This window comes from Streptomyces sp. NPDC039423 (assembly GCF_055598725.1).
The window spans coordinates 712,163-724,488 of the sequence record NZ_JBVKAH010000002.1 but is presented as its reverse complement, the minus strand read 5'-3'; the positions used below and the strand labels follow the sequence as shown (position 1 = coordinate 724,488).

General features: G+C 75.0%; 10 protein-coding genes. 7 read left to right on the top strand and 3 right to left on the bottom strand.

The annotated features are described in order from the left end of the window. Positions 1 to 29 precede the first annotated feature (29 nt). Together ligD and ACZ7LK_RS09320 are read left to right on the top strand one after the other, a co-directional pair. Complete coding sequence (gene ligD, locus ACZ7LK_RS09325) at positions 30 to 914, top strand: non-homologous end-joining DNA ligase (RefSeq protein WP_392272069.1); 885 nt, start codon at positions 30 to 32, stop codon at positions 912 to 914. Next, on the top strand, positions 911 to 1,804 hold the full coding sequence (locus ACZ7LK_RS09320; RefSeq protein WP_392272070.1) for an ATP-dependent DNA ligase: 894 nt from the start codon (positions 911 to 913) through the stop codon (positions 1,802 to 1,804). The genes ligD and ACZ7LK_RS09320 overlap by 4 nt, the downstream gene beginning before the upstream one ends. Before the next feature lie 51 nt (positions 1,805 to 1,855). Here the strand turns inward: ACZ7LK_RS09320 and ACZ7LK_RS09315 are convergent, their stop codons facing one another. Further along, positions 1,856 to 2,662, bottom strand: coding sequence for a nuclease-related domain-containing protein (locus tag ACZ7LK_RS09315; RefSeq protein WP_469463075.1), 807 nt, complete (start codon positions 2,660 to 2,662; stop codon positions 1,856 to 1,858). Between the two features lie 168 nt (positions 2,663 to 2,830). Between ACZ7LK_RS09315 and ACZ7LK_RS09310 the strand changes: the two genes are divergently transcribed. The 5 genes from ACZ7LK_RS09310 (at position 2,831) to ACZ7LK_RS09290 (ending at position 10,225) form a co-directional block, all read left to right on the top strand. Next, positions 2,831 to 5,062, top strand: coding sequence for a HEAT repeat domain-containing protein (locus ACZ7LK_RS09310; RefSeq protein WP_471139278.1), 2,232 nt, complete (start codon positions 2,831 to 2,833; stop codon positions 5,060 to 5,062). Between the two features lie 170 nt (positions 5,063 to 5,232). After that, positions 5,233 to 5,961 carry a hypothetical protein gene (locus ACZ7LK_RS09305; protein ID WP_392272073.1) on the top strand — a complete coding sequence of 243 codons (729 nt, stop codon included), beginning with the start codon at positions 5,233 to 5,235 and terminating at the stop codon, positions 5,959 to 5,961. Continuing rightward, the gene (locus ACZ7LK_RS09300) at positions 5,961 to 7,217 is read left to right on the top strand and encodes an ATP-binding protein (protein WP_392272074.1); all 1,257 of its coding nucleotides are present in this window, start codon (positions 5,961 to 5,963) and stop codon (positions 7,215 to 7,217) included. Before ACZ7LK_RS09305 ends, ACZ7LK_RS09300 begins: the two co-directional genes overlap by 1 nt. A 138-nt stretch (positions 7,218 to 7,355) precedes the next feature. Continuing rightward, on the top strand, positions 7,356 to 8,708 hold the full coding sequence (locus ACZ7LK_RS09295) for an FtsW/RodA/SpoVE family cell cycle protein (protein WP_392272075.1): 1,353 nt from the start codon (positions 7,356 to 7,358) through the stop codon (positions 8,706 to 8,708). Beyond that, on the top strand, positions 8,705 to 10,225 hold the full coding sequence (locus ACZ7LK_RS09290; RefSeq protein WP_392272076.1) for a penicillin-binding transpeptidase domain-containing protein: 1,521 nt from the start codon (positions 8,705 to 8,707) through the stop codon (positions 10,223 to 10,225). Before ACZ7LK_RS09295 ends, ACZ7LK_RS09290 begins: the two co-directional genes overlap by 4 nt. A gap of 16 nt (positions 10,226 to 10,241) precedes the next feature. Here the strand turns inward: ACZ7LK_RS09290 and ACZ7LK_RS09285 are convergent, their stop codons facing one another. Beyond that, positions 10,242 to 11,066, bottom strand: a complete 825-nt coding sequence (locus ACZ7LK_RS09285; protein WP_392272077.1) for a hypothetical protein — start codon at positions 11,064 to 11,066, stop codon at positions 10,242 to 10,244. A gap of 122 nt (positions 11,067 to 11,188) precedes the next feature. After that, positions 11,189 to 12,292 carry a ferritin-like domain-containing protein gene (locus ACZ7LK_RS09280; RefSeq protein WP_392272078.1) on the bottom strand — a complete coding sequence of 368 codons (1,104 nt, stop codon included), beginning with the start codon at positions 12,290 to 12,292 and terminating at the stop codon, positions 11,189 to 11,191. Positions 12,293 to 12,326 lie beyond the last annotated feature (34 nt).

Below are 12,326 nucleotides of genomic sequence, written 5' to 3'. Positions count from 1 at the left end.
TTCGTCCGGATTCGTGGGATTCTCATCGTATGACGCCGATCACGGAGGTGGAGGGGCGGCGCCTGGCGCTCAGCAACCTGGAGAAGGTCATCCATCCCGCCACCGGGACGACCAAGGGCGAGCTCCTGCACTACTACGCGACCGCCGCCCCCTGCTTCCTGCCCCACCTCCGGGGCCGCCCGCTGTCCTTCCTCCGCTACCCCGACGGCCCCGACGGCCAGCTTTTCTTCACCAAGAACCCGCCGCCCGGCACACCCTCCTGGGTGAAAACCGTCTCCGTGCCCCGATCGGAGGACAAGAACGCCCACCAGGTGATCGTCGAGGACCTCGCGTCCCTGATGTGGGCGGCGAACCTGGTGGTGGAGTTCCACACCCCCCAGTGGCTGGCCGATGCCCCCGCCCTCGCCGACCGCCTCGTCCTCGACCTCGACCCCGGCACCCCCGCCACCGTCGTCGAGTGCTGCCGGGTCGCCCTCTGGCTGCGGGAGCGCCTCGCCGCCGACGGCCTGGAGGCGTACGCCAAGACCTCCGGCGCCAAGGGCCTCCACCTGTACGTCCCGCTCGAACCGGCCCCCTCGGAACGGGTCCAGGCGTACGCCAAGCAGCTCGCCGTGGAGGCCGAGGCGGAGCTCCCGTCGCTGGTCGTGCACCGGATGACCAAGGCGCTGCGCCCCGGCAAGGTCTTCGTCGACCACAGCCAGAACAACGCCGCCAAGACCACCGCAGCCCCCTACACCCTGCGCGCCCGCCGCGAGCCCGCCGTCTCGGCGCCCGTGACCTGGGAGGAGGTGGAGTCCTGCGGCAACCCCGCGCGGCTGGTCTTCCTCATGGCCGACATGGCCCCGCGCCTCCAGGACTACGGGGACCTGCTGGCCCCGCTGCTGGACCCCGGCCGGGCGGGGGCGCTGCCGTGACGCTCCGGCCGCCCCTGAAGGTGGCGCTCGCGCAGACGGTGGGCAGCCTGCCGCGCGAGGCGGGACTGGCGTACGAACCCAAGTTCGACGGTCATCGGATGGTGATGTTCCGGGAGGAGGACGGGGTGGTCCTCCAGGCCCGCTCGGGCCGGATCGTCACCGCCGCGTTCCCCGACCTGGAGGCGGCCGCCCGCCGGTTGCCCGCCGGCACGGTGCTGGACGGGGAGGTGGTGGTCTGGCGGGAGGGCCGGATCGACTTCGCCGCCGTCCAGGGCCGGGCCGCCGCCACCCCCGGCCGGGCTCCCGGGCTCGCGCGGCGGCTGCCCGCCTCGTACGCCGCCTTCGACGTCCTCGCGGCGGACGGCACCGACCTGCGGCCCCGGCGCTACGCGGTGCGGCGCGAGCGGCTGGTGGACCTGCTCGCGGACCTGGGCCCGCCGATCCAGCCCGTCCCCATGACCACCGACCCGGACCTGGCGGCGACCTGGTACGAGACACTGCCCGGCATCGGCGTGGAGGGCCTGGTCGTCAAACGCCTGGACCAGCCCTACAAGGCGGGCACGCGCGCGTGGCGCAAGCTGCGGCACACCGACACCCGGGACGCGGTGGTGGTCGGGTTCACCGGAAGCCTTCAGCGGCCCGCCTCGCTGGTCCTGGTCCTCCCCGACGACGACACCCCGGTGGTCTCCAGCCCCCTGCCGCCCCGCCTCCGCGCCCGCGCGGGCGCCGCCCTCGCCACGCTGACCCCCGGCGGCCAGGACGTCGCCATGGCGGCCGGCCTGGGCGAGGTGCCCTACCGGTCCGTACCGCCGGAGCTGACCGCCGAGGTCGCCACCGGCACCACCCGGCACACCGTCACCACCGTCCTCCGGCTGAAGGAGCCGGCGTGACCGGCCCGCACGCCACGACCGCCCCGACGAACGGAGCGAGGCCCCCGACAGTCACCCGAGCCAGGTGCGGCGGTTGCGGGCCCTCGTGTACAGGGCGTCCACGTCCGCCGGTTTCAGTAGCGCGCCGAGCCGCGCCAGGGACGGGATCTCGCCGTCCCGCAGCACCCGCACCCCGTCGGGGCGGGGCGGCACGTCCAGGCGGGCCGGGCCTGCGACCGCCAGGACCGGGCGCACCGCCGTGGCCAGGGCGTGCGCGGCCCGGTCGGCGTCCCGGCGCAGCCCGCGCAGGTGCGGCCGGGGCTCGGCGCGGCCGACGGCGACCGCCTGCCCGGCGACCCGGACCCGGCGGCCCCGCCCGGCGAGCGTACGCACCGCGAACACACCGGCGGGGCCGATCGCCAGGTGGTCGATCAGGGCGGCGCCCGGCAGGGGCACGCAGTGCAGCACCCGCCATCCCGCCCCGTCCAGCGCGTCGAGGGCGTCGCCGACGTGCTGCTGCGCGGCCAGCTCGGCCAGGCGCGGATCCGGCCGCCCCAGCCCGGCGAAACGCCGCCCGGCGACCGCGTCGAGCGCGCCGCGCAGCACTTCGCCGGGGCGGTTGGGGGCGAGGTCGTCGTCGGGGTGGAGGGTGAGACGGGCCAGGTCGGAGGCGGTGGGGACGGGTGGCGGGCCGACGGTGACCTCGCCGGTGATGTACGGCGCGAGCGCGGCCAGCGCCTCGTCCTCGTACGCGTCGGACAACAGACTGATCCGGCCGCGCTCCGGGTCGTACCACGCGATGTCACGGCCGTCCGGCAGGCTGACGCGGAGCCGGCCGCGGCCTCCCGCGCCGACCGGTGTGACCCGCGGTGCCGTCATGCCCCATCACCCCCACGCCCATGGGAACAGGCCGCCCGTCCGGGGGCAAGAGAAGGACGGGAGGCGGTCGGGAACGGGGTGCCGAGCGTGTCCGATTGCCGGGGCACCGCGCTCGCCGGTGTGGTGCACTATTGCCCCCAAGTGCAGTGTTTCGCGGGGAGGAACGGCATGTTCACGGGGATCGACGAGGTCGACTGGGCCTCGCTGGGTCATGCCTACGGTCCGGCCGACGACGTGCCCGGGCTGCTGCGGGGGCTCGCCTCTCCCGACCCGGTGGAGCGGGAGGTCGCGCTGGACGGGATGTACGGCGCGGTGCACCACCAGGGCGAGGTCTATGACGCGACGCTCGCCTGCATCCCCTTCCTGCTGGAGCTGGTGGCGGACCCCGAGGTGCAGGACCGGGGGTGTGTCGTGGAGTTGCTCACCAGCATCGGCGGCATCGACCTCGGCGGCGACGAGGGGCTGGACGAACTCGACCCCGACGACGAGGAGTTCGAGGACGCGGCGAACTACGCGATGGCGGCCGCCGCCGTCGCCGCCGGTGCCGATGTGTTCCTGGCGCTGGTCGCCGACGACGACCGGGAGGTACGGCTCGCGGCACCCGGCGCGCTCGCCTCGCTGCACGGGGACCCGGCACGGGTGCTGGCCCTGCTGCGGGAGCGGCTGACCGTCGAGACCGACCCCGAGGTGCGGCTGGCGCTGGTGGAGGCGGTGGGCCGGATCGCCCTGCGGTACGAGTCGCTGCGCGACGAGATCGTCGACTGGCTGGGCTGGCTGATGGGCGCCGCCCAGGACCCGGCGCTGCGCCTGGCCGCACTCGCCCAGCTCGCCCGGTGCGCCCCCGGGCGGCTCCCCGGCGACGTGGTGGTGACCGTGACGGATTTGCTGGACCGGCTGCGGGAGGCCCCCGGGCGGGACGGCGCCCGGCAGCCGGCCTCGGGCGGGCCGCCCGGCCCGGCGCCCGAGACCGGCATGGGTCCGGCCGGTCCGGTGAGCGAACCCGGCCTGGCCCACGCGACCGGTCTGGCCGAGCTGTGCGAGCTCGCCGACCTCGCGGGCCCCGCCGGTCTCCCGGAGCCGGCCGACCCGCGGCCCGGGGCGCCCACCCTGGTGGGGCAGGTGCGGGAGGTGCGCGAGGAACAGCGGGCGGGCCGCGGCTCGGCGTGGGCGGACGACCTGTTGCGGACCTTGCACAGCGCCCTGGACGACCGCGTCGAGGACCGGATCGCGCTGGTCACCGCCCAGTTGCGCAGCCCGGGCCGGGACCGGCGGGCGGACGCGGTGTGGATGTGCGGCGGCCTGGTGCGCACCTGGCGGGGGACGTACGACGAGGTGGTGCGGCTCGTCGGGGCGCAGCTCGCCGACCCCGAGCCGAGGCTGCGGGAGGCGGCCGTGGCGTGGCTGGGCGAGCTGTTCGAGGTGGCCCGTCCGGCGGCGGACGCGCTGGCCGCCCGGGTGGCGGCCGACCCGGTGCCCTGGGCGCCCGCGCGGGCGGGCGGCCGGTCCGGAACGGGCAGCGCGCTGCTGGCCCTCACCCGTACCGGTGATCCGCGGGCGGTACCGGCGCTCGCGCGCGCCCTGGAGCGGCCGGGGCTGGACAGCCGGCTCGGTTACGCCATCCCGCAGTTGGGCGGGCACGCCGCCCCGCTGGTGCCCGCGCTGCGGCACCGGCTCGGCGCGCTGCCGCTGGACGACGGGCTCAGTGAGGGTGCGGGCCCACTGCTGCTGGCCCTGGCGCGCCTGGGGGCGGTGGAGGCGCTGCCGGAGGTGCTGCGGGTCCTGCGCGGGGCGCCCGCGTTCCGCCGCGAGTGGGTGCTGGAGTCCTCGCTGCGGGCGCTGACCGCCTTCGGCCCGGCGGCGGGCGAGGCGCTGGGGGATCTGCGGGCGCTGCTGGCGGACCGCTCGGTCGCGGTGGCGGCCTCGGCCGCCCGGGCGCTGTGGGCCGTGGAGGGTGACGCCGGGGCGGTCCTGCCCGGGCTGCGGGCGCTGTTGCTGGCGCCGGACGCGGCGCACCGGCGGGAGGCGGCCAGGGTGGTCGGCGCGATGGGGCGGGCGGGCGCGGCGGCGGTCCCGGAGCTGCGGGCGTGCCTGGCGGCGCCCGGGGTATGGCTGCGGGTGGACGCGGCCGTGGCGCTGTGCCGGGTGAGCGGCGAGGCCGCGGGCGAGGCGCTGCCGGTGCTGGTGGGGGCCTGGAAGGAGAACCAGCACACCCGGGTGGAGATCGCCGGGTGCCTCGGGGAGCCGGGACCCGTACCGGCGGAGGCGGCCTCGCTGCTGCGGGCGGAGCTGGCCCGCTCCCGTCGGCACAACGCGTCGGACGGCACCGCGGGCGACCATGACGTCCACCAGGACGAGAAGCTGCTGGCGCTGTGCCGGCGGGCGCTGGGCGGGCGGGGATAGCCGGGGGCCGCTGGGGCCGGGGCCGCCGGAGCCGGGGGCCGCTGCGGCCTGGGGCGGGGCCCGCGGCCTGGGGCCGGGTCGACAAAAGGGACTTCCGTCCGAATAAGGTGGGCGAAGACCGACCCGACCACCGGCCGCGCCGCGCGCGCCGCGGCATCGTCAGGAGCACCGTGAGCCCGCACCGCCCGGCCGTGAACGCGGCACTGCTGCTGCCCGGCACCGCGGTGGCCGCGCTGCTGCTGACCGGCTGCGGCGACGCGGGCGAGCTCCGGAGCGCCGGCCCCACCCCGACGGCCGTCGGCCCGGTGCGGCTGTGGCCCGACCTGCCGCCCGTCACGGCGCCCCCGTACGACTACGGCGAGAGCGACACCGCGAAGGTGCCCGGCGTCCGCGTCCCCGGCGGCGACGTCCACCGCGTCGATCCGGTGGCGGTCGTCCAGGCCGAGGTGGCGGCCCATCCCGACGAGTACAGCGGGCCGGACGGCATGTACAAGGAGACGGTCGTCCGGATCCGCGAGTGCGGGCGCAAGCCGAGGGAGTGCCCGGTGATGACGCCGTACTACCGGGACCTGACCGGGGACGGCAAGGACGAACTGGTCGTCGGCATCCGCATGCCCGACCAGCAGACCGGCCTCCGCGTGTACATGCCCGGGAAGGACGACCTGACCCGGATCATGTCCACCATCGACCAGGTGGTGGGCGTGCAGCTCGCCGGCAAGGACCTGGTCGTCCGGGTGGTCTCGGCCGGCATCCCCGGCTACGAGTACCGCACCGCCTGGTCGTGGGACGCCCAGCAGCAGGCGATGCTGCCGACCAGGGACGAGATCGTGCGGGTCAAGCCGGTGCCGCCGGAGCAGGCCACGGAGGAGCCCTCCCCGTCACCCTCGGGCGGTGCGTGATGCGGCGTCCGCGGCCGCCCGCCTGGATGGCGACCCTCACCTGGAAGGCCGGACTCTTCATCACGGTGATGTGCTGCGCGCTGGCCGCCCTGCTGGGCGCCCTCGTGCACGTCTCGGTGACCCGGCAGACGGTGGACACGGCCCGGGAGAAGGCGCTGGACCGGCTGGAGGAGGTGACGCACGCGTACGAGGCGGGCGAGCCGCTCCCGCCGTACGCGGGCGTCGACCCGGACGGCCTGCCGTCACCGCTGCGCGCCCTCGCCCTCCGGGGCGACCGCGGCACCCTGGTCGCCGACGACCCGGCGGGCCGGCCCACCATGTGGGCGGCCGGCCCCGCCGACGGCCGGGCACTGGCGGTACGGGTGGACTACTCGCTGAGCGCGAGCACCATCAGCGGGCTGGACCAGGCGATCGTGGGCTCGTCGGTGCTGGCCATCGGGGCGACCCTGCTGGTCGGTTCGTTCGCGGTGACCCGGGTGACGCGGCGGCTGCACCTGACCGCGCAGGTCGCGCGGCGGATCAGCGCCGGCGACCTGGACGCGCGCGTCAACGACCCCCGCACCCGGGACCCCGCGCACCCGGAGGACGAGGTGGCCACGGTGTCGGGGGCGCTGGACACCATGGCCTCCAGCCTCCAGGGCAAACTGCTGAGCGAACAGCGGTTCACGGCGGACGTGGCGCATGAGCTGCGCACCCCGCTCACGGGACTCTCCGCGGCGGCCGAACTGTTGCCGCCGGGCCGGCCCGCGGAGCTCGTACGGGACCGCGTGAAGGCGATGCGGGCGCTGACGGAGGACCTGCTGGAGATCTCCCGGCTGGACGCGCGCACCGCGGAGGTCGACCTCGACGTGCACGAACTGGGCCCGCTGGCGCGGCGGGTGGTGCGGGCGTCGGGCACCGGCACGGAGGTACGGGTCGTCAGGGACGCGCGCGTGGAGACGGACAAACGGCGCCTGGAGCGGGTGCTCGGGAACCTGGTGGCCAACGCCCACAAGCACGGCCGGCCGCCGGTCACCCTGACGGTGGACGGCCCGGTGGCGACGGTCCGCGACCACGGGGCGGGGTACCCGGAGTACCTCCTGGAGCACGGGCCGCAGCGGTTCCGCACGGAGAGCGGCGGCAAGGGCCACGGCCTGGGGCTGACGATCGCGGCGGGGCAGGCGGCGGTGATCGGCGCGGAGCTGCGGTTCGCGAACGCGCCGGACGGCGGCGCCGAAGCCCGGCTGACCCTCCCCGAATACCGCCCGGACCCCTGACCCTCCCCGCCGGGTGCCGTACCCCCTCGCTGGGGGCGGGTGGGGCGGTCACCACCGGTGGGCGGTGGGGCACGACCCGGGCCCGGGAGGGGCGCCAGGTCCGACATAACGGACATACGCCGCGCTACGTTGCGGAGCATGACCGCAACGAGGGCGCCCGGGCGCCGGGGAGTCGAGCTGTCCCTCCTGGTCGGCGCCGTGCTCATCTCCGTGCACGGCTACATCGGTGTCGGACTCGCCCGCAACGGCGCCGTACCCCCCGACGCCGCCGCCTACGGGGCCGGCCTCGGTCTGCTCGCGCTGCTCGCGCACCTCGCGGTCCGCCTCCGCGCCCCGTACGCCGACCCCCTGCTGCTGCCCATCGCGGTGCTGCTCAACGGCCTCGGCCTGGTCCTGATCTACCGCCTCGACCTGGAGACCCCCGCCGACCACGCCGCGCCCACGCAGCTTGTGTGGTCCACCCTGGGCGTCGGGCTGTTCATCGCGGTCGTCGTCCTGCTGCGCGACCACCGGACGTTGCAGGGCTACGCGTACGTCTCCGTCGCGGCCGCCCTGTTCCTGCTGCTCGTGCCGATCTTCTTCCCCGCCGTCAACGGCGCCAAGATCTGGATCCGGATCGGCGGCCTCTCCTTCCAGCCGGGCGAGTTCGCCAAGATCCTGCTGGCCGTCTTCTTCGCCGCGTACCTCGCCGCCAACCGCCACGCCCTCGCCCACACCGGCCGCCGGGTGTGGGGGGTGCGGCTGCCGGCCGGGCGGGTACTGGGGCCGGTCGTGGCGATCTGGCTGGTGAGCGTGGGCGTACTGGTGCTGGAGCGGGACCTCGGCACCTCGCTGCTGTTCTTCGGGCTGTTCGTGATCCTGCTGTACGTGGCCACCGGCCGCACCGGCTGGGTCGCCGTCGGGCTGCTGCTCGCCGCGGCCGGGGCGTTCGTGGTCGGGGGTCTCGAACCGCACGTCCACGGCCGGGTGGAGGACTGGCTGCATCCCTTCGCCTCCATCGAGGCGGGTCAGGGCCCCGGTCAGCTCGCCCAGTCGCTGTTCGCGTTCGCCGCCGGCGGGATGCTCGGCACGGGGCTGGGGCTGGGCGACTCGGTGCTGATCGGGTTCGCCGCGAAGTCCGACTTCATCCTGGCCACGGCGGGCGAGGAGCTGGGGCTGGTCGGGCTGACGGCCGTCTTCCTGCTGTACGCCCTGCTGGTGGCGCGCGGGTTCGGGACCGGCCTCGCGCTGCGGGACCCGTTCGGCCGGCTGCTCGCCACCGGGCTCTCCTCCATCCCGGCCCTCCAGGCGTTCGTCATCGCCGGCGGGGTGATGGGGCTGATCCCGCTGACCGGCATGGCCATGCCGTTCCTGGCGCAGGGCGGTTCGTCGGTCGTCACCAACTGGATCATCGTGGCCCTGCTGATCCGGGTCAGCGACTGCGCCCGCGCCCCCGAACCGCCGGGCGTCGAGCCGGGCGCGGTGCTGCCCGCCGTGGAGGAGGTCCGGTGATCCGCTGCATCCGGCACGCCGCCGCCCTGTGCCTGCTCCTGCTCGCCGCGCTGCTGGTCAACGCCGCCCGTGTGCAGATCGTCGAGGCACCGGAGCTGGACGCGAAGCAGGGCAACCGGCGGCCCGTGATGGCCCGTTACGCCGAGCCGCGCGGCGACATCCTGGTCGACGGCAGGCCCGTCACCGGCTCCAAGGACACCGGCGAGCAGCTTCGCCACGAGCGCACGTACACCGAGGGGCCGCTGTACGCCCCGGTGACCGGGTACGCCTCGCAGACGTACGGCACCACCCTGCTGGAGAACGCCGAGGATCCCGTCCTGTCGGGGACGAGCCCGATGCTGACGCCCTTCCCCTTCTGGTACGACCTCAGCCGCACCCGCCCCCCGGGCGGGAACGTCGTCACCACGATCCGCGAGCCGCTGCAACGCGTCGCGTACGAGGGGCTCGACGGCAGGCGGGGGGCGGTCGCCGCCATCGAGCCGTCCAGCGGCCGCATCCTGGCGCTGGTGAGCAGCCCCTCGTACGATCCGGGGCTGCTGTCCGGGACGGGCAGGGGCGTGGCGGCGGCGTGGCGGCGGCTGAACGCGGCGCGGGAGCAGCCGATGCTGAACCGGGCGCTGCGGCAGACCTATCCGCCCGGCTCCGCGTTCAAGATCGTGACGGCGGCGGCGGCGATGGACGCGGGAGTGGTCACGGACGTCGACGCCCCGACCGGCACGCCCGACCCGTACCTGCTGCCCGGCACCCGGACCGTGCTGCCCAACGAGGCGAAGGGGTGCGGCGGGGCTTCGCTGGCCTACGCGATCCGCTGGTCCTGCAACACGGTGATGGCCCACCTGGGGGTGAAGGTGGGGACCGCCGGGATGTCCGAGGCGGTGGGGCGGTTCGGGTTCAACGACGCCTCGCTGCGCGTCCCGTCGGTGGTGGCCAGGTCGAACTTCGACGACGGGATGTCCGCCGACCGGCTCGCGCTCTCGGCCATCGGCCAGTACGACACCACGGCCACCCCGCTCCAGATGGCGATGGTGGCGGCCGCCGTGGCCAACGGCGGGGAGATCGTCCAGCCGCACCTGGTGGACCGGACGACGACCTCGGACGGCGACACGGTGACGCAGCACGTCCGGCGCGGCTACCGGCAGGCGATGCTGCCGCCGACCGCGCTGCGGCTCCAGCGGTTGATGGTGGAGGTGGTCGAGGGCGGCTCGGGCAGCAACGCGGCGATCCCGGGTGCGACGGTCGGCGGAAAGACCGGCACGGCGCAGCACGGGCTGGGCAACACGGGCACGCCGTACGCGTGGTTCATCGGCTGGGCGCAGGCCGGGGGGTCGGGGCGGGCGGCGGTCGCGGTGGCGGTGGTCGTGGAGGACGCGTCGGCCAACCGGGAGGACATCAGCGGCGGCGGCAGCGCGGCGCCCGTCGCCCGGGCGGTGATGGAGGCCGCGCTGCGCGAGGAGGAGCGGCGCGGCCCCGGGCGCCTCGGCGGACGGGACGGGGCGGGCGGGCCGTTCGGGCCGTGACACCGCCCCGGCCGGGTCAGCCGATCGGCTTGCGCATCTCCTCGCGGACCTTCAGGGTCAGCTCGGCGGCCGCCGCGAGGTCGATGTCGCCGGGCTTCTGGTCGAGCCGCGAGGCGTCGACCACGCCGACCCCGGCGACGGTGTTGTCGTCGCCCCAGGCGCACATCGGGAAGGTCACCTCGTTGCCCGCCTCGGTGTTGGAGAGCACCTCGCACTCGACCTTGACGTCCGAGCCGGCGGGGGTGACGTCCTTGGCCGGCTGCTCGATTTTGGCGTTCTGCGCGGTGCCCGCCCCGCGCAGCAGGCTGCGGCGCTCGGTATCGGGGCGCTTGACCTGCCCGTAGTAGCCGGAGACGACCAGCGCCTTGACCGCGCCGTCCTTCTGGGCGGTGTACTGGGCGACGGCCGCGCCGTCCGTGCGGACGGTGGAGCTGTAGGTGTCCTCCAGCAGCTTCTTGCCCTCGGTGCCGGACATGTCCTGGGCGAGCGTGTACTCGCCGCCCACCAGGGTCTTGGGGACCACGAGCTTGTGGGTGGCCGCCGGGAAGGGCGTGCCGCCGCCGGAGCCGTCGACGACCATCTTCACGCCGTAGCCGAGGCAGCCGAGCAGGACCAGCGACCCGGCGACGATCCCGACGACCAGTCCGGTGCGCTTCTTGCGCGGCGGCGGGGCGCCGTAGGGGACGCCGCCGTACGGCCCGGGGTACTGCTGCGGGAAGCCGGGCTGCGGGCCGGGCGGCTGCGCACCGGGGTACGGAGCCGGCCCGGGTGCTTGCGGGTAGGGGCCGGGCTGGGCGCCGTACGGGCCGGGCTGCTGCGGGGACGGAGGCGGCATGGTCATGCCGTCAGGCTACGTCACGGGCGCGAAGGCCCCGGTCACGCGCCGCCCTCCGCGAAGGCCCCGGTCACGCGCCGCCCTCCGCGAAGGCCCCGGTCACGCGCCGCCCTCCGCGAAGGCCCCGGTCACGCGCCGCCCTCCGCGATCGCCTCGGTCACCTCGGCGACCCGCTCGGCCTCCTCCGCCGCGAAGCGCTCGCGGTCGAGCGCCTCGGCGATCTCCTCGTCCTGGGTCATCAGCAGGTCCAGGTTGGAGTCGCCGAGTTCGAAGACGCCCATGTCCACGTACGCCTTCTGGAGCCGCTCGCCCCACAGGCCGATGTCCTTGACGCAGGGGACGATGCGGCTGAAGAGGAGCTTGCGGAACAGGTGCAGGAACTCGGACTCCTCGGAGAACTGCTCGGCCTCCTTCCGGGACACCCCGAAGTTCTCCAGCACCTCCACGCCCCGCAGCCGGTCGCGCATGAGGTAGCAGCCCTCGATGACGAACTCCTCGCGTTCGCGCAGTTCGGCGTCGGTGAGCTGCTTGTAGTAGTCGCGGAGGGCCATGCGGCCGAAGGCGACGTGCCGGGCCTCGTCCTGCATGACGTAGGCGAGTATCTGCTTGGGCAGCGGCTTGTCCGTGGTGTCCCGGATCATCCCGAACGCGGCGAGCGCGAGGCCCTCGATGAGGACCTGCATGCCGAGGTAGGGCATGTCCCAGCGGGAGTCGCGGAGGGTGTCGCCCAGCAGGCCCTGGAGGTTGTCGTTGATCGGGTACAGCATCCCGATCTTCTCGTGCAGGAAGCGGCCGTAGATCTCGGCGTGCCGGGCCTCGTCCATCGTCTGGGTGGCGGAGTAGAACTTGGCGTCCATGTCGGGCACGGACTCGACGATCCGGGCGGCGCAGATCATGGCGCCCTGCTCACCGTGCAGGAACTGGCTGAACTGCCAGGAGGCGTAGTGCTTGCGCAGCTCGCCCTTGTCCTTGTCGGTCATCTTGGCCCAGTGGCGCGTCCCGTACAGCGTCAGGGCCTCGTCGGGGGTGCCCAGGGGGTCGTACGGGTCGACCTCGAGATCCCAGTCGATGCGCCGGGCGCCGTCCCACTGCTTGTCCTTGCCCTTCTGGTAGAGGGCGAGCAGCCGGTCGCGGCCGTCGTCGTACTCCCAGCTGAAGCGGGCCGCGCCGGTGGCCGGCACCTGCCAGATCGGGTCTCCCGGGGCCTTGCTGTAGAGGTCATGCGACGACACGACGGCTCCTTCGCCTGTGCGCTGACGGGTGGTT

Bases quoted from the DNA above. Each gene is read 5' to 3' on its own strand.
- ligD (WP_392272069.1), top strand. From the start codon at position 30: ATGACGCCGATCACGGAGGTGGAGGGGCGGCGCCTGGCGCTCAGCAAC.
- ACZ7LK_RS09315 (WP_469463075.1), bottom strand. From the start codon at position 2,662: ATGACGGCACCGCGGGTCACACCGGTCGGCGCGGGAGGCCGCGGCCGG.
- ACZ7LK_RS09310 (WP_471139278.1), top strand. From the start codon at position 2,831: ATGTTCACGGGGATCGACGAGGTCGACTGGGCCTCGCTGGGTCATGCC.
- ACZ7LK_RS09300 (WP_392272074.1), top strand. From the start codon at position 5,961: ATGCGGCGTCCGCGGCCGCCCGCCTGGATGGCGACCCTCACCTGGAAG.
- ACZ7LK_RS09295 (WP_392272075.1), top strand. From the start codon at position 7,356: ATGACCGCAACGAGGGCGCCCGGGCGCCGGGGAGTCGAGCTGTCCCTC.
- ACZ7LK_RS09285 (WP_392272077.1), bottom strand. From the start codon at position 11,066: ATGACCATGCCGCCTCCGTCCCCGCAGCAGCCCGGCCCGTACGGCGCC.